This is a genomic window from Paenibacillus cymbidii (assembly GCF_004764705.1).
Lineage (GTDB): Bacteria > Bacillota > Bacilli > Paenibacillales > NBRC-103111 > Paenibacillus_AN > Paenibacillus_AN cymbidii.
In genome coordinates this window covers 171,614-197,347 of record NZ_SHLX01000012.1, presented here as the reverse complement: position 1 = coordinate 197,347, position 25,734 = coordinate 171,614, and the positions used below count along the sequence as shown (strand labels likewise).

The 25,734-nt window shown below is 58.8% G+C and carries 18 protein-coding genes; 4 read left to right on the top strand and 14 right to left on the bottom strand.

Annotation, left to right across the window (positions count from 1 at the left end; translation table 11 throughout):
- Positions 1 to 54: 54 nt before the first annotated feature.
- The 9 genes from EXY20_RS18185 to EXY20_RS18145 all read right to left on the bottom strand — a co-directional run bounded on the left by EXY20_RS18185 (position 55) and on the right by EXY20_RS18145 (position 14,485).
- Positions 55 to 1,737: an extracellular solute-binding protein gene (locus EXY20_RS18185; protein ID WP_167859338.1), complete on the bottom strand. Its 1,683-nt coding sequence runs from the start codon at positions 1,735 to 1,737 to the stop codon at positions 55 to 57.
- Between the two features lie 98 nt (positions 1,738 to 1,835).
- Positions 1,836 to 3,491, bottom strand: a complete 1,656-nt coding sequence (locus EXY20_RS18180) for a response regulator (protein ID WP_135553523.1) — start codon at positions 3,489 to 3,491, stop codon at positions 1,836 to 1,838.
- Positions 3,492 to 3,495: 4 nt separating this feature from the next.
- Positions 3,496 to 5,310: a sensor histidine kinase gene (locus tag EXY20_RS18175; RefSeq protein ID WP_167859337.1), complete on the bottom strand. Its 1,815-nt coding sequence runs from the start codon at positions 5,308 to 5,310 to the stop codon at positions 3,496 to 3,498.
- A 255-nt stretch (positions 5,311 to 5,565) separates the two neighbouring features.
- Positions 5,566 to 7,722, bottom strand: coding sequence for a hypothetical protein (locus EXY20_RS18170; RefSeq protein WP_135553521.1), 2,157 nt, complete (start codon positions 7,720 to 7,722; stop codon positions 5,566 to 5,568).
- Between the two features lie 23 nt (positions 7,723 to 7,745).
- Positions 7,746 to 9,461: a polysaccharide deacetylase family protein gene (locus tag EXY20_RS18165; RefSeq protein ID WP_235886085.1), complete on the bottom strand. Its 1,716-nt coding sequence runs from the start codon at positions 9,459 to 9,461 to the stop codon at positions 7,746 to 7,748.
- A gap of 60 nt (positions 9,462 to 9,521) precedes the next feature.
- Positions 9,522 to 10,760 (bottom strand): DegT/DnrJ/EryC1/StrS family aminotransferase, encoded by a 1,239-nt coding sequence (locus EXY20_RS18160; protein ID WP_135553564.1) that lies wholly within the window; start codon positions 10,758 to 10,760, stop codon positions 9,522 to 9,524.
- 94 nt (positions 10,761 to 10,854) lie between these two features.
- Positions 10,855 to 12,459, bottom strand: a complete 1,605-nt coding sequence (locus EXY20_RS18155) for an extracellular solute-binding protein (protein WP_167859336.1) — start codon at positions 12,457 to 12,459, stop codon at positions 10,855 to 10,857.
- Positions 12,460 to 12,614: 155 nt separating this feature from the next.
- Positions 12,615 to 13,487 (bottom strand): carbohydrate ABC transporter permease, encoded by an 873-nt coding sequence (locus EXY20_RS18150; protein WP_135553519.1) that lies wholly within the window; start codon positions 13,485 to 13,487, stop codon positions 12,615 to 12,617.
- A 20-nt stretch (positions 13,488 to 13,507) separates the two neighbouring features.
- Positions 13,508 to 14,485 (bottom strand): ABC transporter permease, encoded by a 978-nt coding sequence (locus tag EXY20_RS18145; protein ID WP_235886084.1) that lies wholly within the window; start codon positions 14,483 to 14,485, stop codon positions 13,508 to 13,510.
- Between the two features lie 238 nt (positions 14,486 to 14,723).
- Here EXY20_RS18145 and EXY20_RS18140 point away from each other — a divergent pair, with 238 nt between their 5' ends.
- Complete coding sequence (locus EXY20_RS18140; RefSeq protein WP_135553518.1) at positions 14,724 to 16,151, top strand: HD-GYP domain-containing protein; 1,428 nt, start codon at positions 14,724 to 14,726, stop codon at positions 16,149 to 16,151.
- Positions 16,152 to 16,229: 78 nt separating this feature from the next.
- On the opposite strand, the gene EXY20_RS18135 is transcribed toward EXY20_RS18140, so the two are convergent.
- Genes EXY20_RS18135 through EXY20_RS18125 form a run of 3 tightly spaced genes read right to left on the bottom strand, consistent with a single transcriptional unit; the run spans position 16,230 to position 19,898 of the window.
- The gene (locus tag EXY20_RS18135; RefSeq protein ID WP_135553517.1) at positions 16,230 to 16,898 is read right to left on the bottom strand and encodes a VOC family protein; all 669 of its coding nucleotides are present in this window, start codon (positions 16,896 to 16,898) and stop codon (positions 16,230 to 16,232) included.
- A gap of 16 nt (positions 16,899 to 16,914) precedes the next feature.
- Complete coding sequence (locus EXY20_RS18130; RefSeq protein WP_135553516.1) at positions 16,915 to 19,155, bottom strand: helix-turn-helix domain-containing protein; 2,241 nt, start codon at positions 19,153 to 19,155, stop codon at positions 16,915 to 16,917.
- A gap of 53 nt (positions 19,156 to 19,208) precedes the next feature.
- Positions 19,209 to 19,898 (bottom strand): GntR family transcriptional regulator, encoded by a 690-nt coding sequence (locus EXY20_RS18125; RefSeq protein ID WP_135553515.1) that lies wholly within the window; start codon positions 19,896 to 19,898, stop codon positions 19,209 to 19,211.
- A 337-nt stretch (positions 19,899 to 20,235) separates the two neighbouring features.
- Here EXY20_RS18125 and EXY20_RS18120 point away from each other — a divergent pair, with 337 nt between their 5' ends.
- Positions 20,236 to 21,159 carry a phosphodiester glycosidase family protein gene (locus tag EXY20_RS18120; protein WP_135553514.1) on the top strand — a complete coding sequence of 308 codons (924 nt, stop codon included), beginning with the start codon at positions 20,236 to 20,238 and terminating at the stop codon, positions 21,157 to 21,159.
- Positions 21,160 to 21,197: 38 nt separating this feature from the next.
- Positions 21,198 to 22,208, top strand: coding sequence for a bifunctional glycosyltransferase family 2/GtrA family protein (locus EXY20_RS18115; RefSeq protein ID WP_135553513.1), 1,011 nt, complete (start codon positions 21,198 to 21,200; stop codon positions 22,206 to 22,208).
- Here EXY20_RS18115 and EXY20_RS18110 read toward each other — a convergent pair.
- Together EXY20_RS18110 and EXY20_RS18105 are read right to left on the bottom strand one after the other, a co-directional pair.
- Positions 22,202 to 22,390 carry an ATP-binding protein gene (locus tag EXY20_RS18110; protein WP_135553512.1) on the bottom strand — a complete coding sequence of 63 codons (189 nt, stop codon included), beginning with the start codon at positions 22,388 to 22,390 and terminating at the stop codon, positions 22,202 to 22,204. The two genes, EXY20_RS18115 and EXY20_RS18110, sit on opposite strands and share 7 nt — an antisense overlap.
- On the bottom strand, positions 22,380 to 23,096 hold the full coding sequence (locus EXY20_RS18105; protein WP_167859335.1) for a class I SAM-dependent methyltransferase: 717 nt from the start codon (positions 23,094 to 23,096) through the stop codon (positions 22,380 to 22,382). Before EXY20_RS18105 ends, EXY20_RS18110 begins: the two co-directional genes overlap by 11 nt.
- A 222-nt stretch (positions 23,097 to 23,318) precedes the next feature.
- On the opposite strand from EXY20_RS18105, the gene EXY20_RS18100 reads away from it, so the two are divergent.
- The gene (locus EXY20_RS18100; protein ID WP_135553510.1) at positions 23,319 to 25,724 is read left to right on the top strand and encodes a type IA DNA topoisomerase; all 2,406 of its coding nucleotides are present in this window, start codon (positions 23,319 to 23,321) and stop codon (positions 25,722 to 25,724) included.
- Positions 25,725 to 25,734 lie beyond the last annotated feature (10 nt).

Sequence of the window (25,734 nt, the reverse complement as noted above, 5' to 3'; positions counted from 1 at the left end):
TTCGTCGTCCGAATGAAAAAGGGAAAGCGGGCAGCCGCGCTTTCCCCTGTGCGATTACTTCGCCTGCTTCGCATACCAGGCGTTTACTTCCTGTGTCATTTGTTCGCCGCCGAGCTTGTTGTAGTCGTTGACATACTTGTCGAAGTTGTCGATCGGCGCTTCGCCCATGATGATCTTCGTGAACGACTCGAGCTGCAGCTTGTTCAGCGCCGCGGTTTTTTCGCCCATCGTCTCCGTAGGCGCACCGTAGAAGGCGTCATACTGGATGAGCTTGTCGGCCAAATATTTGTTGATGATCGAGTAGGAGCTGTTCGGTCCGAACACCAGGTAATTGCCCCACAGCTTTTGATCGCCGTTCAAAAATTTCTGAATGTTGTCGTAGCCGATTTTTTCACCCGGCGTCAATTTGGAGGTATCCTTCGACTTCAGCGTTTCGTCCACTTTTAGATAAGCCTTCAAATTCTGATGCGGATCGGCGCCCGCCGTAACGGCGTATTTGAATATGGGAATCCCGCCATCCTGTCCGTATATTTTTTCGTTATCCTTAATTTCGTTGTCTTTCCACAAGTTCATCAGCTTGACGAGCGCTTCCGGATGCTTGAAGCCCTTCTTGACAACAAAGTACTGTTTGATCGGGAATGTCGATTGCGCTTTCGCCGGTTTGCCGTCGATGCTTGGCAGCGGGTACGCTTGCCACTCCATGCCGGGATCGAGATTTTTGCCGTCCTGCATCGGCCACAGCGGCGTCCAGGCTTGCCCGTAATACATGCCGAGCTTGCCGGAATTGAGCGATTCCGCCACCTTCGCCGAGTCTTTGATGCCGAACTCCTTGTCGATTTGGCCGGCTTTGTACATTTCCTGCAGCTTCGCCAGCGCCGCTTTCATCTCGGGCTGCGTATTGCCGCTCACCAGCTTGCCGGAGGCGTCCGGCACCCACATGTTCGGATAGGCGTGAAAGCTGTTGAAGAAGCCGTCCAATCCGGGGAAACCGTCCCACAGCAGTTTGTCGACGCCGAGCCCGAACGTATCCTTTTTGCCGTTGCCGTCCGGATCCTGGTTGGTGAACGCTTCGGATATTTTGAAGACGTCCGCCATCGTTTTGGGCTCGGGCAAATTCAGTTTTTTCAGCCAGTCGGTTCGCACCCACAGCACGAACGTATTGTCGATTTCGGATTGGATGCTCGGCAGCGCCATCAGCTTGCCGCCGAACGTAGCCGCTTTCAGCGCCCGGCCGCCATCGGCGTAAAACAAGTCTCTGCTGTTCGCGGACAAATACTTCTCGAACACCGGCGTCAAATCTTCGATTTGCCCCGCTTCCACCAGCTTGGCGAGCGTCTGCGCATTAACCATGAACGAATCGGGAATGGTGCCGGACGCGATCGAAACGTTCAGCTTCTGAAAATATTGATCCTCCGTCCCCGTTACGGTCCAGTCGAACTTGACGTTGATGCCGAGCCGTTCTTTGTAAATTTTCGTCCAGGCATTGTTGTCGATCGATTCGCCTTCCTTGAACTTGGTCGACTGATCGATTACCTTGACGAATGTCATATCGATGGGCGGATCGTACTTGCCCAGCGGCTCGACTGGCGCCGACGACGCTGCGGACGTGCCGCTCGAGGGCGGAGCCGTGGAAGCCGGCGCCGAAGAGTTGCCGGTATCGCTGCTGCATGCCGCTGCCAGCAGCGCAAGCGACAGTGTGCCTGCCATCCCGATAGACCTTGCCGAAATTTGTTTCATCTGCATCATCCCCCGCTTTGATTGGCGTTCCTTCTACTCTTTTATTATGAATCCGTTAGCCGAACGCGTTCAATTATAAGATTTGCACGAATACTGGACTATTTGAACGAGTTTGCCCTTTCCCTGAATTCGTGGGGGGTCAGGTTCGTCGCTTTTTTGAACACGCGATGGAAGTAGGCGTTCGATTCGAAGCCGACCTGGGCGGCGATGTCGATAATTTTCAGATTGGTGTGAAGCAGCAGCTTTCGGGCCCGCTCCAGCCGCGCTTCGGCGATCGTATCGGTCAAATTCGTCCCCGCCAGCTGCTTGTACAAGCGGGACAAATAATAAGGATTGAGCGACAGCCATTCACCGATGCGGGTAAGCGACAAGTCTCCCGTCAGATTCTTTTCGATGTATTGATTGATCTTCGCAACGAGATGATGGCTCTGCTGCTGAGCGTCCATCGCTTTCAACTCGAAGAGCCGCTCCGCCAGCTCGCGGAAATAAGCCATCGCCTCTACCCACGAACCGTGCGATTCGTAGCGGGTCAACTGCGTCAACTGCCACTTTTCGCCCAGCGACTGGTAGCAGCCCTCCTGCGTCATATACGAAACGAACAACACGATCAAACGATGATACACAAGCACCCGCACGGCGGGGACAGGTTCGCCGGCATCCTTCGCCAGCGACTCGTACAGGTCGAAAAACTCGTCCCGCCTGCCGCTCTCCAAATAGCCCTCCAGCAGCCCGATCTGCTGCGACAGCTTGCGTATGCCCGCCTGCGGAAATCCGGTCGTCATCGCGAGTTGAAACGAATCTTCCGTCAGGAGCACTTCCTGGCCCAAATACCGGCTGCGCCCGAGCGTCAGCTGCAGCGCTTCGAACTTCTCCGCCGCATCCTCCCAACGAACGAATTGTTTGGCGAACGCGAAGGACACCTTCAGTCGCAGCAGCCGGCGGCTGTGCTCCTGTATCGTTTCCAGGCAGCCTTCGACGAACCGGACGGTTCGCTTGTAATCCTCCTGCATCGTTTGTTCGCCGTCATGGCCGACGATCGGCTGCAGCAGCCAGACGACGTTGGAACGGTCGTATACGAGCGAAATATGGCGAGCCGAATCGTTCAGCAACTCTGACGCAACGTTCTGCCAGGCGTACAACAGCAGCGCCCTGTCGGAGTCGCCGCCGAACTTCTGCTCATCGTCCACCTTGCCGACGACCAGCAACACGGGATGCTCCGGACGAAGCGGAATTTGCAGATTGTCCAGCTGCGCCGGCAAATGGTTGAGCGCCTTCGCCTCGCCGTGCAGAACGTCGAGCAAATATTCCTTCTGCAAGGCGGGAAGCGCCTTCTGCAACTGATCGCTCGCCGCCTGCAGCAAATTGGCGCCGGCAAATTCCTGGTCCAGCGACCGGATCGCTTGACTGATCGATCGGAGGATGACGTCGTCGCCTTCCGCCTTGAGTATGTAATCGACCGCCTGATGGCGCACCGCTTCTTTCACATAGGCGAAGTCGCTGTATCCGGTCAAAAAAATGATCCGGCAACGCGGCCACAGCCGGATGATTTCCTTCTGCAGCGAAAGTCCGTCGACACCCGGCATCGAAATGTCCGACAGCACGATATCGATTTTGGTGCGGTCGAGCCAGTTGAGCGCCTCGCTTGCGGAATAAGCCTTGTAGACCTCTAGCTCGAGATCCTCCGTCTTCTGAATCAAGCCGATCAAGCCTTGCACGATGTACGCTTCGTCATCCACGATCAAAATCCGGTACATGGCCCTACACCTCTTTGGTTGGAATAGTGGGGATGGAAGGGTTTGGAGCTGGTTCGGTTGCGACCGATTCGGTCAGGGGCGGTTGGGGAATCGCCACTTCGACCGAAAGGCCGCCCAAACTCCCTGCCGCCAGCCGGATGCCGTATTGCCGACCGTATGTCAATTGCAGCCTGCGATGCACGTTGATCAACCCCGTCGTTTCGGTTTCGATATCGCGTTGAAGCAGTTGGGCCGTCATGCGGTCGATTTGCCGTTCGTCGCAGCCCTCGCCGTTATCCTGGATGCGGATGATTACGCAGCCGTCGCCAAGCTGTGCCGACAATTCCGCCACGCCGCCGGATAGTTTGTCTTTTAACCCGTGGACGTAAACATTTTCGATCAATGGCTGCAAAAACAATTTGGGCACCTTCCAGTCCTTGCACGCTGCGGGAAGCTCGCCTACGTTCATAACGATTCTCCTCTGGAACCGCATCGATTGAATTTCGATGTAGGATAACGTGTGCCGCCACTCCGTCTCCAGACGCACCATATCCTCCGCATTGCGGGTGATGTACAGCAGATAATCGCCGAGATGCTGCGTCACGCTGGCGATGTTCTCAAAATCGTATTCCTCCGCCATGCGTCTCACCATAAAGTAAGTGTTGTACAGAAAATGCGGATTGATCTGCGATTGCAGTTGCTTGAGCTCGGAACGCTGCGACCGGATTTGCGACTCGTACACTTCGTTTATCAGGACGTGCAATTTGGCCACCATCGAGTTGAACTGTCCGTACAAGTAATCGAATTCGGTGAAGTTTCGGTGCCGAATCCGTACGTCCATGGCTCCACCTTCCACCTTGCGGAACGCGAGCACCAAATTTTTCAGCGGACTGTGAATGACCCGGTAAATCCAATAAGAGAAGAGCAGGATGACGAAGAAGGAGACGACCGATAATATCCAGAACCAGACCCGGTATTTGTGGAGCAAGCCGGAGATTTCGCCTTTTGGCAAATAAATGAGAAAGTACGTATTGAGCAGCGGCGAGTATTCGTACGAAACGACGTAAGTCTTGTCTCCGACTTTCATCGACCCGGTCCCCGACGGCTCACTCGTATGCTCGGGAAGCTTCAGGAACGCAGTCAAATCGGCAATCATCGCCGGATCGGGATGGTTGGCTATTGCCCAATCTTGCTGCAGATTGAGGAGTACCGCTTCTTCTTTTTTCTGATTCGTTGCTTGAGGCAAATAGCGGAGAATGTCCCGCTCGGAAAGCACCGTTTGCAAAATGAAAGCCGGTTTGCGCTCCGAGTAGGCCGGGTTCGGGAAAATGTTGTTGAGCAGCAACTGGCCGTTCCACGAGACAAGCGGCGACTTTTGCGTGCGAGCGAGCGCTTGCAGCTCCTGCACCTGCCCAGCCGGCATTTCGTCGGTATACGACACGGAGTTGAGCGTTTTCTCCAGCATCGGAATGTACGCCGTCGATTCCTCCACGAACAAACTGGAATTTTTCAGCACCAGCAATTTGTTCTGCACCCGCTTCTGAGTCTCGATGATTTCGTATTCGGTCATGGAAGGCGGGATGGCACTCAGTTTCTCGATATCCTCGTCAACGCCGTACTGGTCCTGGAGCTTCAGAATCCGGTTGACTTCGGCTTCGAAGGACGTTAAATAGTAATGCAGCCTGGAATCCAGCGACCCCAGTATTTCATGCTTGACGTTATCGGACCCCATTTGATTAATTTGTAAACTAATGATATATAAGGGCGTCATTGTGAACAGGAATGTCAATACCAGCTTGGTCCATATCGTCGTTCGTCTGATCATATATATCGGATTCAAACGATCACTCCCCATACGCGCCATCGATTTCCATGATTGTATCATGCAGTTAAGAGCTCCATCCAGTCAAAAAACAGTTTGCACACTCATCGGAACCAACTTGCCGAACGAAACCGACACGTTGCCAAGGAAAAACCACTCACCACGTTACCGCAATACAGATCATTTTACATTAAAAGGGTTAAAATATAAAAATAGGCCATTTTATGGCCTATTTTCGAGCCGCCGCGGGATGGCGGGCGCTTCGGGAGTCATTCAGTCGCACAACCCGAGCGACTTGCGGTACTGGGGAAATTCAACCTCGAGCACCGCTTGCACCTGCTCGATTTTCCAGCGCAAGTGCGCCGCGTCGGTCATGTAATCCATCGACGCCTCCCAGCCGAGCCGCGAATCGGCCTCCACCAGCGGAATCGCCGCTTCCGCGTTGGCGATTTCCGCCGCCGCGAGCCGCGCCATCTCGTCGAGCAGCGCGCCGGCCTGCACCGGATCCGGCTCAAGCCCGAGCCGCATCTTCAGCAGCCACCAACGCTTGGCGTGCAGCGTCGTGCGGATCGTCAGCACGATGAAGCGATTCATCCCGAGCAGCCGCCGCGCCTCCGGCAGCTTGCGTGCCGGGACAAGCGGCAGCGCTTGCTCGAGGCATTCGTTGCCGGTCTGCCAGCGCGCAAGCATTCGCTCCAGCGCCCGCAGCTCGACCGCCACCCGGGCCGCGCCCGGCGATTGCCGCGGGTCCTCGAGCGGCTTGTAATCGGTGAGCACGATCAGGTTGCCCCACAGCGCATGCCACGCCTCCGGAAGCTTCACCGCCTGGCGGAACACGAGCGGATACGACGGACCGACCCGGAACGGACCGTACTGGTCCTCGTTGGTCGGCACGTAATCGCGAATCGCTTCGCTCCAGTGCCTCCAGGCATCCAGCGCCGGCGGCGCCGCGGCAGCGCCGTAATCCCGGCGTGCGATCGCCTCGTACAGCTCCTCCGGCGACGGGCTCGGAGACCAGTAGCTCCACTTGGCCAAGTCGGCGACGAAGGAGGGCCAGAAGCCGTAATGGTGGTTCTCCATCAGGCCGGACAAGCCCCACTTGCGCTGCGCTTCATGTACGGCGTTATGGCGTAAGGTCCACTGGTACGGCACCGGCTCGAACGGGATGACGCCGAAGTCCCAGGTCATGCCGCCGGTGTTGCTCATCGAATACAGCTTCATGCCGCGCTCGCGGGCGGCTTGCGCCTCGCTGGCAAAATAAGCGCCGGGCCCGACGGACGACGCCGTATAGTCGACGCATACATGCGTCACGCCTTCGCGCGGCACTTGCTGGAACATTTCGAACGTCACCTGCAGCGTAATGCCCGCCGGCAGCTCGCGGATCAGCCGCAGCCGCTCCTCCTCCGGCGCCCAGCCCCAATTGTACGTCCAGAACACGATCTCCGTGTCCGGGCTATGCCGGTGAATCGTGTCGCGAACCAGGCTCACCCACCGCGGAAAATCGCGGCACGGCCACCAGCCGGGACTCGGCTTCGTGCGCACCTGCTCCTCCGGCCATTCGAGACGAGTCACTTCGGCGACGTTCGGGTCGTGGCTGCGGAACTCCATCGATTCTCCGACCAGCACGATGCCCTTGAAACGCGGACATGCCACCATGATGCTGCCGTACAGGCGCTCATAGTAAGCTTCCGCCCCCGGGTCATCGGGGTGCGGCTGCACCCGGTTCACTTTTTTCTGGCTGACCAGGTAGCTGTACATGTACACGTCGATGCCGTACCGTTCGGCGCGGTCGACCAGATTATTGAAGTCGAGATAGCCGGTCGGCGTCCGGTCCACGTCTTCGACAAAGACGAGAATGGCGTCGATGCCGGCGTGCGCAAGCACGTTCAGATGCGGGTCGGGGAACTGGTCCAGCCCCCAGCCCGAATGCGCCATCCGCGGCGTAAACAGCGGCTTGCGCGTCACGTCCATGGCGCGCACGAACGGTGCGTCGCGCAGGTTCATCAAATCTTCCAGGTAGTAGCTGCCCTGGGCGGCGCCGCGGTCCTCGTTGCCGCAGATGACGATTCGCCCGCCGCCGGCCGCAAGCCGGTAGCTGCGCGTTTCCGTCAACGCGCCGCCGAACTGCGGCAGCTCCTCCTTCGTGGCGAGCACGACAGCCGGCGCGCCGCCAGCTTCGCCGGCCCAGGCGGCCACATCGCCGACACGGCGAAGCGGCACCGACACCCGCATGCTGACGAGCAAATAGTGCTGCAAATCGAGCGCCGCCGTAAGCAGCAGCTCGCTCGCCCCAACGCTTACGACGATCGCCCAGTCGTCGGTGACGGCGGTTTCGCCGTCTGCCGGACGGGCATCCGGATCGAGGCGGTCCGGCCGGTGCACCTCGTCAAGCCTGCGACGGAAGGCGTATGGTCGCTCTTTTTCCAACATGCCGTTCCCTCCTCGTAACAGGGCTAATTGCTAACGATATATTTCGCGCAGGGCAGCCCGAATCTCCTGCCTTCCGCCCGCTCCGCCTCCGCTTCGCCGAGCGGCGTCCAGACGACGGCGCCGACCGCTTCCGGCGCGCCGGCAAAACGCAGCGCCCCGCCTTCGCCGGAGCCGGCGAAGGCGACCGTACGGCGCGCCCGCTCCCAGTTGCCGATGCGCTCGCTCGTCCAGAACACGAAGCCGCGACTGCGGGCTTCGGCGACGATGCGGCCGACGGCTGCGGCAACGGCCGGCTGCCCGTGAATCTGGTTCTGGTGCGACAGGAAATGGGCGAAGCCGCCCACCCGCCGCACCTGCTCCAGAAACGGCGGCACCACGCTGAAGTCGGCCAATCCCCAATGGTCGATGTCCTGTGTCAGGAAGCCGATTTCCAGCACGTTGTACAGCCGGTTGCGCTCGTCGGCCCAGGCGATCGGGAAATACGGATGGCAGGTGCCGAACAGGAAGCCGACGTTGCCTTTTTTGCTCGGGCCGCGCGTCTGGTCGATGCCGATCCCGCTGCGCTCGCACCAGGCGAACAAGTCGCCCCAGCCGTCGATGCGGGTATAGTGATTTTTATTCGACGCCACGCTGTCGATGTCCGCCGCTTCCTTCAGCCACGCCAGCTGGCGGTTGAACTCGGCCTCGTCCCAGATGCGGTCGTCCTCCGCAAGCGCGTCATAATGAAAGGCGAGCTCATGTCCCGCTTCCTTGATTTTGACGTAATAGGACGGGTCGTAACCGGGCTCGATCATGCACCAGGTCGTCTGGATGCCGCACTCCGCCAGCACCTCCAGCGTGCGCGCCGCATGCTCGTCGAGATTGATATCGCTGTCGTGCGAGAACATCGCCACGCCTTCAACGCCTTCCGGCCAATAGTCGACGACCGGCAGCGTCAGCCCCGCGCCGACGGCGAGCCGCAGCAGGTGGCCGATCGCCGCTTCCCGCCAATAGTCCGCATACGGGTAGGCAAAATACCGTTTGCCCGTCTCCGTTTCGAGCCGGTCCAGCTCCCAATCGAGCTCGATGCAGTCGTCGGCTTTCAGCGTGCCCTCGTCTACCGGAGCCGTGCCGTCGCCGGCCGGAATGCCGTCCGCCAGCACCGGCTTCGTGCCCTGCTGCAGCCCAACGACAGTGGAAGCAATGTCGACCGCCCAGCGGTCGATCGAACCGCTGCCGACGGCGAACCGCTGCAGCGCCGCACCCGCCGGCTCGCCGCCCGGACGGCCGCGGTGCAGCGTGCCGAAACCGGTCGCCGGCGCGAAGCCGCCGTCATCCGCCGCTTCGCGCCCCCACGCTTCCCGCCACGGCTTCGCCTGCAGCCAGCGCAGCGGCGGCACCGCGCCGTCCGCCCACGCCGGCAGCTCGGCGTAACCGGGCGCGCGCTCCGGCGCGGCGCGATAGCCAAGCTTGCGCGCCAGGCAATCGAGCCCGCCGTAGCTGACGACGCGGCCGCCGCTCTCCGCGTACCGCCACAGCAGCTCTGCCGTCCGGGCGGTCTCCTCCGCGCAGGCGACGATCACGATATCGCAGCCGCTCGCCTCAAGCTCCGCAGGCGCGTTCAGCCACACGCACGGGATGCCGGCATGACCCAATATTTCGCCGATGTAAGCTTCGAATGTGTTCAATCCGTAACGCCAATGGCGCTCCGCATAGGACTTGTCGAACAAGATGCCCACTTGTGCCAATTTCATGTTCATTCCTCTTCTCCCTCGATTGGCATTCGCCCGGATGCCGCGCGCCGGCGGCAGCCCTCGCCGCTACGGCCGCCCGTAGTACAGCGCCACCTTGCGAATGCCCGCGATGATGTCGTCGATGTCTTGCTCCGTATAAAACTCGTTCAGCGGCATCGTTACGCACGTCTGCAGAATGCGCTCCGCTTCCGGGCACAGCCCCGGCGGATAGGTCGCGCCGGTCAGATCGAACGGAAAATGGCTGCCCGCATAAGCCGTCCGCCGCTGAAACATGGCGCTGCCGTATATCGGACGGAGGAGGTAGCCGCCCGAGTTGGTGATGCCTTCGGCCGTCAGCGCCGCGCTGAACTGCTCCCGCGTGCAGCCGAGCTTCTCCTCCTCCAGCCGCAGCATGTAAAACCAGTATGAGCTTTCCGCGCCTTCGACCACCCGCCTCGGCACGATGCCCGGCAGCCCGGCGATGCCGGCGGTGATGCGGTCGCCGTATTGCTGCCGCGTCCGGCAAATCCACGGCAGCTTGCGCAGCTGCGCGATGCCGACCGCCCCCTGCAGTTCGGTCATGCGGTAATTCGGCGCCAGTCCTTCGATATCGCGGGTGACGGCGCTATCGAGCCGCTGGTAATTTTTGTCGGCGAACGAATGCGTTTTGCGATAATCCGCCTCGTCGCCGGAATTGACCAGCACGAGGCCGCCGTCCCCGGTCGACATGTGTTTGAAATCGTTCGTGCTGAAGCAGCCGTAATCGCCCCAGGCGCCGACGTAACGGCCGCGATACGGGGCAAGGTAGCTTTGGGCGCAGTCCTCGATCACTTTCACCCCGCGCTTGCGGGCGATCGCCATGATCGCCTCCATGTCGGCCGGGTTGCCTGCCAGGTGAACGACGACAATCGCCTTCGTCCGCTCCGTGATCCGCGCCTCGATCGAACGCGGGTCCATGTTGTACGTATCCGGCTCCAGATCGGCAAAGACCGGAATCGCATTCTGAAACAAAATGCCGATGATCGTCCCTTGATCGGTAATCGGGCTCGTAATCACTTCGTCGCCGACGGTAACGCCCGCTGCGCCCAGCGCGACGTGAATCGCCGCCGTGCCCGACGACGTCGCGACGCTGTACGGAGCGCCGTACAGCTCGTTAAACTCGCGCAAAAACCGCTTCACTTTGTTGCCCGAATGATAGAACAACGTATTCTGCTCGAGCGCTTCCGCAAGCTCCTTCAGCTCCTCTTCGCCAAACCGTTTGCCCGTGCCGTACGGCGTCGTTTTTACCGGTTCGCCGCCAAGCAGCGCCAGCTTGTCAACCTGCATCGCCAACCTCTCCCTTCCTTTTCACGGCCGCTTGCGTGACAGCAGGCGGCCGAGGCGCATGAACGCGCCCCGCCGCCGCCGGCAAGCTTCCCGTCTATTTTTTGTTGCGTTCCGCGTACAGCTTGTTCGCTTCGTCCGTCGCCGCCTGCAGCCCGGTTTTGTTCAGCAGTGCAACGAAGTCGTCAAACCCTTTGTCCGTATCGGTCGCACCCGTTACGAAACGGATTTCGTATTCCTTGATCAGCTTCGTCAGCGCGTCGCTGTTCGCCGACCAGCTCGGCAGAATCGAAAGCGGCAATGCGTCCGTCAGCCGGACGACATTGTTCTGCACGATGCTGGCCCGGAGGTCGAGCTGGCTTTTCGGCCGGTCCAGATTCGTCATCGTATTGCCTTTGAAGATGCCGTAGAAATAGCCGATCCCGGCCACCGCCCCCGCCTTCTGCTGATCGACGTACTCCGGCTTCGGCACCGCCGCGCCGTCGACGACGTCGTAATGTACGCCCTTCTCGCCGTAAATGACGGCCAGGTACGTTTCCGGGTCGAGCGCCATCGCGTCAAGCAGCTGGTAAATTTTTTGCCGCTTCTTTTCGTCCTTGTACGCCGCAACGCTCATGATCGTCGGCACCATGCCGGGGCCTTGCGCCGTCGCGTACTGCTTGCCGTCCGGCCCTTGCAGGGGCTGGCCGACGGTGAACGTCATGCCGACCTTCTTCGCGTCCCCGCCGACAGGGCCGCTCGGGTCGAGGTGGTACCACAGCGCCTGGTCCAGCATGCCGAATTTGCCGTTGATGAATTTGCCGCGGTATTGATCCCAATCGTCGGTAATGAACTCGGGATCGATCAGCTCCGCCTTGTACCATTTGTTCAGCGTCTTGAACGCCTGCCTTGCGCCTTCCAGCGTAATGCCGAATTGCAGCTTGCCGTTTGCCACATTCCAGGCGTTCGGGTTCACCCCGTAAGCGCCGAACACCGTGTTGAAAATCTGGTTCGACCCGAGCGTATCCTTGCCCCGGGCGGAGATGCCGTACGTGTCCTTTTTGCCGTTGCCGTCGGGATCGTTGTTGCGGAACTTGGTCAGCAGATCCTCCAGCTCGGCCAGCGTTTTCGGCGGGGCGCTGTAGCCGGCCGCCTTCAGCCAGGCCGTGTTGTACGACGGGATGAAATACGCGTCCCCTTCGCCGTACGTGCGGGGAATGCCGTAGTTTTTGCCGTCGATGACGCCGTTTCTCCAGATCGACGGATCGAGGTTATCGATGAACTTGGCGTAGTTCGGCATGTACTTGCGGATTTCGTCCACAGGCAGCTCGGCCGCAATGCCTTGCTTCACCATTTGGGCGTAGCCGTTGATGTCGACGAACGCCGGGATGACATCGGGTATTTCGCCCGACGACAGCTTCACGTTCAGCTGTTGCGCCGCCGTTGTCCGGTCCAGCTTGATATTCGTGATTTTAATGTTGAACTTTTTCTCCAGAAACTTCTGGGCGAACGTATCGTCCGTGTCCGGCGGGTACCAGCCGACCCATTTGATTTCCACCGGCTTCTCCGCCGCTGTCGTTGCTGCCGGGGAGCCGCCCGGCGAAGCCGAAGCTTGTGTTCCCGTTCCGCTTTTGCCGCCTCCGGATCCGGAGCATCCCGCCAGCAGCAGGGCTCCGGCGAGCAGCGCCGCCCCTGCCGTTTTGGCTTTGCTTGTTGCGTACATGTGTTGTGACCTCCCGTTTATCGTGCTTCTCGTGCCTGGGGAACGACGGCGAACGGCTTGTGCGCCGCAAGACGGACGCGTTCGTTCCGGTGGAGCGTTTATTTGACAGAACATCTATAGCTGCCCTGTTAAATACAGCCTGAAACGCGGGCCGGTCAGCCTTTGACCGAACCGACCAGAATGCCTTTGGTAAAATATTTCTGCAGAAACGGATACACGAGCAGAATCGGAGCCGTCACCACCATGAGGATGGCCGCTTTGATCGATTCCGGCGGCGGCGCCTGGGCGCTGGCCATCATCGACTGGATATCGAGATTGTCGCCGGTAATGATCAGCCGGCGCAGCAGGATTTGCAGAATCGTCAGCGATTTGTCTTGCGTGTAGATCAGCGCGTCGAACCAGGCGTTCCAGTGGAACACGGCGCAGAACAGACCGATCGTCGCCAGAATCGGCTTCGACAAGGGCATGATGATCGAGGCAAGGATGCGGATGTCGTTGGCGCCGTCCATTTTGGCCGACTCTTCGATCTCGACGGAGAAGCTCATGAAAAAATTGCGCATGATAATCATCCAATACGTGTTCATCAGCACCGGCACGATCAGCGACCAACGCGTGTCGAACAGGCCGAGCCCCTTGACCAGCAAATAGGTCGGCAGCAGGCCGCCGCTGAAAAACATCGTAATGACGATATACAGCGTATAAAGCCGGCGATGCGGCAAATACGTTTTGGACAGCGCGTAGGCGGCCGTTGTCATGATCAGCAGCATCAGCAGCGTGCCGACGACGGTGCGGAAGACGGAATTGTACATCGCGGTCCACAGATTGCCCGATTGGAACACTTGGCGGTACGCTTCGCTCGACAGCTCTCGCGGGTACAAGTGGACGCCCGGCCGCAGCGCTTCCTTGTGCGAGCTCAGCGAGATGGACAGCTCGTGGAGGAACGGGTAAATCATGCAGACGCACAGCAGCATAATCCCCGCAATAAGCAGCCACTGGAACACCCGCTCGCCCCAGGTCATGATTGTCATCGGGCTTCATCCTTTCTTGATCAAAGTAATCCTTCTTCGCCCGACTTTCGCACCGCGTAATTGGCGAGCAGCACCAGCGCAAAGGCGATCACGTTCTTGAACAGGCCGACGGCAGTGGCGAAGCCGAACTGCATTTGTTCGAGGCCGAGCCGGTAGACGTAAGTGTCGAGGATATCGGCGACCTGGTACGTCGCGGGCGTGTACAGATTGAGCACCTGGTCGAAGCCTGCGTCGAGAATGCCGCCGATGCGGAAGATGAGCATGATCGATACGACCGGGATCAACGAAGGAAGCGTGATGTGCAGCAGCTGCTTCCAGCGGCCGGCGCCGTCGATCACGGCGGCTTCGTACAACTGCGGGTCGGTGCTGGCCAGCGCCGCCAAATAGATGATCGCGCCCCAGCCGACTTCTTTCCAGATGCCCGACACGACCAGCGTGAAGCGAAAATAATGCGGATCGCCGATAAAATAAATCGGCTTCAGATGGACGAGCTCCAGCAGTTGGTTGACGACGCCGGTCGACGGCGACAGCACCGTAATCAGGAAGCCCGACAGCACAACCCAGGAGAAAAAATGCGGCAAATACGATATCGCCTGCGCCAGCTTCTTGAACCATTGCAGCCGCAGCTCGTTGAACAGCAGCGCCAGCACGATCGGCGCCGGGAAGCCGAAGACGATATGGTAGAAGCTAAGCACGAGCGTATTGCGTACAATTTGGAAAAAATCCTGCGACCCGTTCAGCATCATCTCGAAATAGTGAAAGCCGATCCACGGGCTGCCGCCGATGCCCTGCAAAATGCGAAATTCCTTAAACGCCAGCTGCACGCCGTACAACGGCCCGTAGGAAAAGATCGTGTACCAGACGAGCGCGGGGAGCAGCAGCAGGAACAAATATTTGCACTTCGCGTATTGCCTCGTCATTGCTTGCGCCCCATTTCTGTTGTTGACGAAGCCGCCGCCCGTGCTGCGGTTGCCTTCGTCCTCGCTGTTTGCTTCCACTGTATCGCCCCGAACGCCCCGGCGGCTATAATAATAACCTCGAAACCATTATAAAAAGCAACAATCGGCGGTGTTTTGCCGCAGCGGAACGGAAATCGGCGGTGAACCGGACGGAAGAGGGCTCGAAGCAAGAGCCCGGTCGGCCGAATAGGAAAACGATAATTAGCAGGATTTGACACGACTGGTGTCGAATCCTGAACATACGGCTTTGGAAGAAAACCTGTAACGGAAAGTGGGTATGATGATGCCGCGTTCGCCGCGTTCTTTATTATTCGTCATGTCAATAACCACTGTCGTTCTTCTTCTCGGGTATGCGTATCTTGTCGCGTTCCCCGGACACGATACCATGTGGGATCTCCCCCGCTTCCACTTTTACGTGATTTCTCCCACCCTTCTTGCCTTGGCCGTCAGTGCCGTTGCCGTCGGCTGGACGGGAATTCGACTTCGGGATATGAGCGCGCTCATGCTGGCATTGGCCATTCTGTCCCTGAACGGTTTTTTTCTCATTCACGCCCTCTCTACCCCCGGGTTCATCATTGCCGATCAGCACCACCTGGCAGGCGTTTCCTCCCAAGTCGCGATGACAACGTGCGCAATCTGGATTTTCCTCTCGACCTTATCGTCGGACCACATCATGATCCGCATGGTGTCGAAGCATCGGAGAAGTATTGTCGTTGGCTGGGTAACCATTATCGTCCTGATGAATATCGCGGCGCTTCTTTATCCCGACCTGTCCAACTTCATTCCGATCGATTTCACGCCGATTAATTATTTGGCAGCTTCTCTCACCATCCTTCTGTATCTTTTGGCAGCCAAAAGGTATTTTCAGCAATTTCGGATCGTCACATTTCCTTTGCATGCGGCTATCGTATTCGGTTCCGTTCTGCTTTCCGTCACCGAATGCATCATGGTCACCACGATGATGTGGACATTGGCCTGGTGGCTGTATCATGTTGTCCTCGCCGTGTCGGCCTTGATGCTGATGTTCGGCATCATTGCCCAATACCGTTCGAATCTAACTGTCACACAAACCGTTCATCAGACGAATGGCCATCCATCCTCGGGTCAACTTCGCATCAGTATCTCCAGCAGCATGAAAAATCTGATTGTCGCCACGGAAACCAAAGATGAATATACGGCCGGTCACAATTACCGCGTAGCCATGTACGGCTTGCAGCTGGCCCGGGCCATGAATCTGAACCCCGAGCTGGTGCGGGCTCTGGCACGCGGCGGTCTCATTCACGATGTAGGGAAAATACAGATTCCCAGCGAGATCCTGAACAAACCGGGGAAGCTGGACGCAGACGAAAGAAACGTGATCGAGCAGCATCCGGTTATAGCTTACGAGATGTGCAAATATATCGGGTTCATGGCCGAAGAGCTGTCCGTCATCCGGCACCATCACGAAAAATGGGACGGCACGGGGTATCCGGACAAGCTGAAAGGCACAGAAATTTCCTTGCTCGCCAGAATCGCAGCCATTGCGGACGTGTACGATGCGTTGACCTCGCGAAGATCGTATCGCGAGCCCTGGTCCCAGGAACGTGCGCTGCAGGTGATTATCGAAGGCGGCGGCACCCACTTCGATCCCGAATGCGTCTCCGCCTTTGTTCAACTTTGCCGTAACGGGGAATTGGTTGTTCCGGAGGCCATGGGGCAGCCTTAGGGGAGAAGGTGGAGTACCCGGATATGAATAAGGCCATCCGGAAATGAATGGCCTTGGCTCCTTATTCGTTTCGTTAAATCAAATCGGTTTGCAATGCGTGACGTTAAATCGGTTGCCGTCCATGTCATAGAAATGGAATAAGACCCTTCCCTGATCCAAATGTCCCCCTATATCGCCGCACTCCACCCCGCTGTTTTGCAAATAGCGATGATAATCAAAAAAATCCTGCCGGTTTTTAATCAACGTCAACGGTCGAACGGGTCCGTTGATTTTGCCTGTATAAGCATCGCTCGGCAGTTGCTCCAGCATCCATACGGCTCGATGGGCATCCGAGAAATTTTCGGTCAGAGACAAATACAGGTAGCCGTCTTCGCTGTGATCCTCATGAACCTTCATTCCGACAAATTCTTGATACCACTTGCCGGCCTCGCGCAAATCCCGAACGCCAATCCTCGTGAAAGAAGGTTTGAATCCCTTGCTCTTTAAAGTATTGTCCTCCACTGCCGTGAGCCGCGTACCTTCTGCGGTAGCCCAAAAATCAAAATATGGTTTGCCGTCGGGGCCATGGTAAGGTTCAGAAACCCGGATCCCGTTTTTGAGAAAATGATCGTGTACTTTTAGTAAATGTCTCGTTCTCCAGCACCAACGCAAATGCGGGTCGACACTGCCTCTTTCGGCGAAATGAAACGGGAGCCTTTGCGACGTCACAACAGAGTTCAGCCAGGTGCCATATCCGAGATGGGTCATTCGTACGAAATTCCCGTTACGACAACGCTTCCGACGACCCCGCCGCGCCGCTGCCATAGGGGGCAAACGCCTGCCTGTATTGGGTCGGCGTAACGCCATATTTGGCCTTGAACTTGCGGATGAAATACTGCGCGTAACGGTAGCCGGTCCGCTCGGCGATCTCCGATACCGAAGACGACGTCTCCAGCAGCAGCGCGGCCGCTTTTTCCAATCGGACCTTGTTGACGTATTCGTTGAACGGCAGGTGCAGCGCCTCGCGAAAAAGTGCGGAAACGTAATTCGGCGTCATGCCGGCCCGTTCTGCCAACCAATCGAGCGAAATGTCGTCTTCCGGATGCTCGTCGATATACCGCTTCAGCTCGAGCATCAGCTGCTGATGGCCGTTCGAGGCGCGGGCGGCGCAATACGACGCGATCCGTTCGCCGCATCCCTTCATCCATAGCACGGTTTCGTGCAGCGTCGTTTTTTTCGCTTCGACAAACAAGCTTGCACCGGGAAAAAGCTCCTGCAGCCCGCGATCGATCACAAAACCGGAGAGCGAGGTTGCAAACTGCATCACGTTGACCTCCAGCGATTCCAGCAGCAGCGTCGGCTCGGCCAGCGACGCCGCTAAGCCGTCGATCAGCGTCTCCGTCAGCTGGCGGTCGCCGGCAAGCAGGCCGTTGAAGTAGGTTTCATAAGCAAAAGCGATATGCTGCGGCCGGCGATGGCGGATGTCCTCATAGCGGATGACCGCGGGATAGCCGTAAACGAAGCTGTACCCGCAGGAGTAAACGGCATGCGCATAAGCATGATGAATGTCTTCCATGGAAGCGACAGCTTCGCCGATGCCAATGGACAAGAGCGGCGCTGCGGGACAGCGGCCCAGATGCGTCAGCAGCTGTTCGAATACGGCGCGGTCGCCGCCCGCTTCCGCCGGATCGGGATAAAACAGCAGCGCCGCCTCCTGGCTGTTGATGCCGACGGAATCGAACGGAACGACCGGCTGCAGGGCGGCCACCCAATCGTTCAAAACTTCCGGCGCGCCGTCGGCGCAGCGAAGATGAACCGGCACATAACGAACATGGACCGGAACGGCGGCAAGATCGCCGATCGCGCCAATGTTGCCGTGGATCAGATGAAGCAGATTTTGGCCGCGCACCTGGTCCTGGAGCCGGATCAGTTTCCGGTCGGTGTATTGCAGGAACGAATCGATCACGTTGAATTCGTTGCCGTTGCCGCGCGCAAGCGTTCCGTTGTTGTCGTAATGCTCGCCGATGCGCAGCACAAGCCGCTTGAGCGGCAAATAAATGCGGCTCGACACCACATAAGCGGACAGCAGACCGGTCAACACAATCAGCAGGCAGCAGCGAATAATATCGCGCTTGAATTTGTCCGTCGTCAGGTAGAAAGAGCTCATCGGCTTGACGAGCACGTAGCTCCATCCGTTGCGGGAAGCATCTGCCGGCATGAAGGCGATCATGTTGCGACCGGCGTCGTCTTCCGCCACACCGAGCTCCGAGCCGCCTCGGGCGATGGCACCGTCCACTAACGCCATTACGCTCGCTCCGCCTTGCTGATGCTCGAAAATCGGCGTCCCGTCCTTGTCGAAAAGAAGCAATGTGCCTTGCACCGAACCGGTCATTTGCCGAATCGTCCGCTCCAGATAATCCAGACGGATGTCGATGTACAGGTAGCCGAGCGTGTATTGATGCAGGAATTTGTATGGCAGCGTGTAAACATACGTCAGCACTTGTTCGCCGGTGCCGCCCTTCGTCCGTTTGATCCATCGGTACGGCGGCACGTCGCCGAGCGTTTGCACGAACGCGGCGTCAGGCGAGCTGGCGGCGTCGTGATAATAATACGATTCGTTCATGACGTAATTCGCCCGCTTGATATAAATGCTGATGCCCGCAAGCCCTTCGTTGGCAGAGGCGATGATGCCCATATCGTCGATCAGGCTGCGGATTTTGTACATGTAATTGGCCGGATCGTTCTCCAGCAGCACCAGAAGATCGTCCGTGCCGGCCGGATTGACCGTCGTCATCGCCTTCGTGACGAACGTATCTTCGTATTTGCGCAGCAGCGTCTGCTCCAGATAGTCGCGGATATTGGCGAGCGTCGTTTGGCTGTCCTTGCTCATCTCCTCGGCCATCACAGCATTGGCGCGGTTGTACAAATAGCCGCCTGCCGCTCCGACGAGCAACACCGCCAGCAAGCAATATGAGAGAACCAGACGCACGAAATGACTGTGCCGCCAGTCCGGTTTTCGCCGCATGCCATTCCCTCCCTGAACGTTCGATCCCAGGACGATCGATCGCTCGTTTCCGCTCAAATCCACTCGTTGCGCGTCAATTCCGTCTCATCGATCAGGCCGATAGCCAGGAAACCGCGGTACGAACGATGGATGTGCGCCCGCATGATACGTTCTGCTTCGTCGGGGTCCCGCTTCTGGAGCGCTTCGATCAACTCCCGGTGCTCCTCCACCTCTTGCCGTTTGCTGTAAGATCGGCCCAAAATGCGATTGACCCACGTAATGCGGAACGAAACGGGCTGAAACGTAAATTCGAGCAACTCATGCTTCGACAGCTTCAGAATATAACGGTGAATATAGGAAGAGTCTTCCGAAAGCGACTCGATGGAATCATCTTCCAGCTTGAGCTCCATTTCGCGATAAAACGCTTCCAAATGCTTGATGTCGTTCATCGTCGCGTTTTGCACCGCCAGCCGGATGGCCAGCCCTTCGAGCGAGGAGCGCAGCGAATAAATCTCGAACACGTCCTGCGCGCTCAGACTGCGAATAACCGCGCCGCGGTTGAGCACGATCGTCACGATGCCTTCCCCCGCCAGCTGACGAATCGCCTCGCGGATCGGCGTCTGGCTGATGCCGAGCTCCTTCGCCAGCTTGATCTCGACGATCCGCTCGCCGGGTTTCAGCGAGCCTTCCAGTATTTTGTCCTTGATCTGCTGCACGATCTGAGTAACGAGATCGTGTTTATTGTCGGCCGTCGTGCGCAACATCGGCTCCACCTTCGATTCTTTGTCATTTTATGATTATATATAGTTTATCAAAAATATATCTAATATTATCCCCACCGTCAATGGCGATATTTCCCGAATGGCCCGCTTGCCGGCGCAAGCTTCGACAATTGCCCGGGAAATAAGCGCATATCGTCTTGATTCGATATTTGCCTGCGGGGATGCCAACAGTTTACCAGAGCCCATTGTACCGATTCTGTAGAGCGAGTCCTCCCGTTTTCTAAGCCGGCTCTAATGTTGCGGTCAGTCGGTTTTCAGCCAGCCTCGATATACTCGTGTGCGTAGACCCATTACACGCGACAGGAGGGATCCACCGCCCATGACCCGCAAACGTAAACTCGCAGCCGCCATCGGTCTGTTCCTGCTGGCAATCGGCTCCGCCGCTTATTGGGCGGCCGACCGTTACTTGATCGAACACGTGCAGGCGGTTGTCGCGCCGGCCGCTTCCACACAGCCGGCCAGCACCAGCAGCGCCGGCTCCCAGCCCGTTTACGACGACTGGAGCTACAAGGACGACACCGTTTCCGTTCAAATTGCCAAAAAGCAAAGCGGCGAAGGCGCCGATCTGATTACGTATTACGTCGCCGACGTGACGGTAGCGGACAGCGCCGACCTGCGCACCGCCCTGGCCAAAAACAAGTTCGGGCTCAACATCACCGAAGACACGTCGGCCATCGCCTCGGCGCACGACGCCATCTTCGCCGTCAACGGCGACTACTATGGCTTCCGCAAGGACGGCGTCATCATCCGCGGCGGCGTGCTGTACCGCGACGAACCGGCGCGCGACGCGCTCGCCGTCATGAAGAACGGCGCGCTGCGCACGTACGACGAAAAGACCTCCTCCTCTACCGCGCTGCTGGCGGACGGGGCGACCAACACGTTTTCGTTCGGCCCGATTCTCGTCAAGGACGGCCAGGCCGCGGGCGACTTCGCAAGTGTCAAGATCGACACCAACTTCGGCAACCGCACGATCCAGGGCGCCAATCCGCGCACCGGCATCGGCATGATCGCGCCGAACCATTATGTGTTCATCGTCGTTGACGGCCGGATGAAAAATTACAGCAAAGGCATGACGCTGGCGGAATTTGCCGACCTGTTCGTTCAGTACGGCTGCACGGATGCGTACAACCTGGACGGCGGCGGCTCGTCGACGATGTATTTTATGGGAAGAGTCGTGAATGAACCTTCAGGCAAAGGAGAGGAACGGGGCGTTAGCGACATCATTTATGTAGGGCACCAATGACAAGCGTATCCGGCGTACGATAGAGGAGGCAAACCAACATGACTGTACTGATTCCGGCTTACGAACCCGATACGCGTCTGGTTGACCTCGTTCGCCGGCTGCAGGCGGAAGGCGGGCACCGCATCGTTGTCGTCGACGACGGCAGCGGCGAAGCGTACCGGCCGATCTTCGGCGCTGCCGCGGACAGCGGCTGCACCGTGCTGACGCATGCCGCCAACAGGGGCAAAGGCCGCGCGCTCAAGACCGGCTTTCGCTACTTGCAATCGATCGGCGCGACAGACGGCGTCGTTTGCGCCGACAGCGACGGCCAGCATTCCCCGGCCGATATCGGCCGCATCGCCCGGCACGTAAGCGAAGACGGCCGCGAAATCGTGCTCGGCGTCCGCCGCTTCGCCGGCAAGGTGCCGCTGCGCAGCCGCTTCGGCAATGCCGTCACCCGCTTAATCTACCGGGCTTCCACCGGCGTTGCCGTCACCGACACGCAGACCGGCCTGCGCGGCTATTCCGCCCGCATGCTCGACTGGTTGTGCCGCATTCCGGGCGAACGGTTCGAATACGAAATGAACATGCTGCTGGCCGCGCCGGCGGCGGACGTCGCCATCCGGGAAGAAACGATCGAAACGATTTATCTCGACAACAATCGTTCCTCCCACTTCCGCCCGTTGGCCGACTCCGTCAAAATATATTGGCCGATCGTCAAATTCAGCGCTTCGTCCCTGCTGTCGGCACTGATCGACTTTGTGCTGCTGCTGCTTATTCCGCTGGCGACGCCGAACCTGTTCATTGCCGTGGCGGGGGCCAGGCTGTGCAGCTCCGTTTTCAACTATACGATGAACCGGAACTACGTATTTGGCGGAAACAAAAAGGCGGCTCTGCGGCGCTCGATGCCGCGCTATTTTGCCCTCGTTGCGGTGATTCTGCTGCTCAATTACGGGCTGATGTACGTCTTGCACAACCAGGCGGGACTGCCGCTGGCGGCGGCCAAAGTGTTGACGGAAGGCTCGCTCTTCCTGCTCAGCTTCGCGGCGCAACGGGCATTCGTTTACTGAATGCGCTCCTCCCTGCGCCACTCCCCTTTCGGCACGCGAAACGCGACCTTCGTCCCCTCATCCGGCGCGCTGTCGATCGCAAGTCCCGCGCCGAACAGCGTCAGCAGCCGCCCTGATTTGTTTCGCGGCCATTCGCCCATTTCCTGCCGGCTGCGCAGCCGGCCGCGCGAATCAGGATCCATATTGTTTTCGGGCAGTGAAAACAACGCAGTTCGATTGCAGGACAACGTCGCGCTCCTCGCGCGTGATCGCAAATTGCTGCGGGCTGACGCGGCATTCGAGCGTTTCCCAGCCTTCGCATGCGGCAAGCAGCATCCGGGTCATTGTGTCGGCAGACACGTTCACTTCGAACATCGCTTCGCGGCTTTCGCCCGTAACGGCGTCCGTTTCGCGAATGTCCGTCCCTGCAATGACAACCGCGATACCGCCTGGCTTCGTCCCCGCCGCGATCCGCTCCATCACCCGCTTCATGCCGTCGACGGAATCCGCGTGCTCCAGAACGGACACGGCAACCGTCATGTCGTACGTCAACGGTTCGATCGCAAACGACTCGATTGCCGATTGCACGACGGCGATCCTTTCCCGCACGCCGTATTGTTCGCTGTACGCAACCAGCTTCTCGAGCGCCGAATCGAGCAGATCGACGCAGACGACAACACCCCGGCCCGGCAGCATCGCTTGCGCCAGCGGAATGCTGTTGCGTCCGACGCCGCAGCCGAGATCGAGCACCTTTGCATGCTCCCGGTCGCGCAGGCGTTCCCAGTTTGCCATCACCGCGTGCACCGGCTTGTGCATCCACGATCCGGCCTCGAACAGCCGGTATTGGTCGTAACAGGCGTCGTGATAGGTTTTTTCGGCCTTGCGGATGCGCGCAATTCGTTCCTCCATCGCCATCTCCCCCTGAAACCTCGATTAATCTATTGTACACACATTGGGGACGGTAAAAATAGATTCATCACCGGCAACTTTCGCATCGTTCTCGTCCTGTCGGGCTGCGGTGCCCGGCGTTGGCCGGCGGCACGGTTGGAACCTGCTGCCAGACATCGTATAATAGATTTCAAACCGAAGCCGCCAGCCGGCCGGTTATCCCATGGGCGGAGGAACCAAGCTTTGAAAACGCTCGTCATTGCCGAAAAACCCGATATGGGCCGCAACATCGCGGCCGCGATCGATCCGAAAGCGCGCAACAACCGCACTCACCTCGAAGGGGAACGGTATATTATTACGTGGGCGATCGGCCATCTAATCGAATTGGCGGAGCCGGACAAATACGACGAGAAATACAAACGGTGGAATTTCGGCGATTTGCCGATCATCCCGGACACGTTCAAGCTGCTGCCGAATCCGAAAACGAAAGACCAGCTGCGCGTCATCGCCGATTTGGCCAAACGCTGCGACGCGCTTGTCAATGCGTGCGACGCCGGACGCGAAGGGCAGCATATTTTTTCGCTGATCCAGCGGCATCTCGGGTTGCGCCAGCCCGTGAAGCGGCTGTGGATTTCCGACTTGACGCCGGAGACGATTCGCGCCGGTTTCGCCCAATTGCGCGACGGCGCGGAGTACGACAACTTGACCCGGGCCGCCCGCTCGCGCAGCGAAGCGGACTGGCTGGTCGGCATGAACGGCACGCGCGCTTTTACGACCAAACATAACGAGCTGCTTTCCGTAGGCCGCGTGCAAACGCCCGTGTTGGCGCTCATTTACGATCGGCAGAAGGAAATCGAGGCGTTTACGTCGCGCAAATTTTACGAGGTGGAAGCGAAATTCGAGCAGCGGCGGGGTGTTGATGCCGATATCACCGCCTACGCCGGGAAGTGGCAGGGCGGGCAGCTTGACGACGCGGACAAGGCCGCCGCGATTGCCGCCAAGGTGAAGGATCGGCCCGGCCGCATCCTCAGCTACGAGGTCAAGGATACGAAAGAGTATCCTTGGCGGCTGTACGATTTGACGCTGCTGCAGCGGGATGCGAACGGCAAATACGGCTTCTCCGCCAAAAAAACGCTCGATCTCGCACAAGCGTTGTACGAGAAGCATAAAGTCATTTCCTACCCCCGCACGAATTCGAACTACGTGGGCGAGCAAAATATTCCGGAGATGCACCGCTCGCTCGACGCGCTGCGCGGGACGGACTACGACGCGCTGGCGCAAGGCGCGAACAAAAGCTTCGTGCACAAAAACAACAAAGCCGTCTGCAATCCGGCCAAGGTCGAGGATCACCATGCGATTCTGCCGACGAACAAGAAGGCAGGCGCGCTGAGCCCCGACGAAAAGAAGCTGTACGATTTGATTGTGCGGCGGTTTTTGTCGCATTTCTACCCGGCGGCGGAGTACAAGATGCATACGGTGCTCACCGAGGTCCAGGAAGAGTTGTTCAAAACGACCGTCAAGCAGCTTGTCAGCCTGGGCTGGAAAATCATTTACGAAGACGCGCGAAAAGGGAAAAAGGAAGCCGGCGCCGCGGACGACGACGATGAAGGCTCTGTGTCTGCAGGCGGCAAACGAGGCGCGGGCAAGGATAAGGTGAAAGCGCGAGACGGCGGCTCCGGCGACGAAGATGAGGCGGTGGAAACGGATGCGCCGTTTGCGCTCGAGGCGGCGCTGCCGGTGCTGTGCGTAGATGCGGCGGCCAAGGAGAAGGAAACGCAGCCGCCGAAGCCGTTTAATGAAGGCACGCTGCTGAAAGCGATGGAAAGCGCCGGCAAGCAGATCGAAGACGAGGAACTGCGCGACGCGATGAAGGATGCCGGTCTTGGCACGCCCGCCACGCGCGCGGCGACGATCGAGCGGCTGAAGCAGGTCGGTTATATCGTCATGCAGGGCAAGCGCATCGTGATTACGGCAAAAGGACGGGCGGCTGTCGAGCTGATCCGAGGCGCCGGCATCGAGCTGCTCACTTCGCCGGAAATGACCGGCCATTGGGAGCGGCGGCTGAGCCAGATCGCCAAAGGACAAGCGTCCGACGAGACGTTTATGGACAACGTGAAGCGATTCACGCTGCAGATGATCGACAAGGTGCGCGGCCAGGAGCGGATGGCGAAGCTGGCGTTTGGCGGCGACGCGCCTGCGGCGGGCAGTCGCGGCAAGGCCGGCGCTCGCGGCGGCGGCGCATCAAGCGGACGCGGCACGCGCGCAGGCACGGCGAAGAGCGGGACCGCGAGTACGGCGGAGGCGAGCCGGAGTGTGGCGGTGAGAGATGGCGCGGACGGCGGAACGACGGCGATAACGGCTGCGAGCGGCGGCATTGCGTTCGTCGCGAACTGTCCGCGGCAAGGCTGCGGCGGACGTATTTTCCTCGGACGCAAAGGCTATGGCTGCACGCACTACCGCAACGGCTGCACCTTCGTCATTTGGAAAGAAAGCCTGGGCAAATCGCTCACCGAAACGATGGTCCGCTCCCTGATCGAAAAAGGCCGCACCTCCAAGCTCAAGTTCAAAAGCAAAACCGGCGCCCCTTTTGAAGCGCGCATCGTGCTGAAGGATACGGCGAAAGGAACGCTGGAGCTGGAACGGTTGTGAAATAACCACC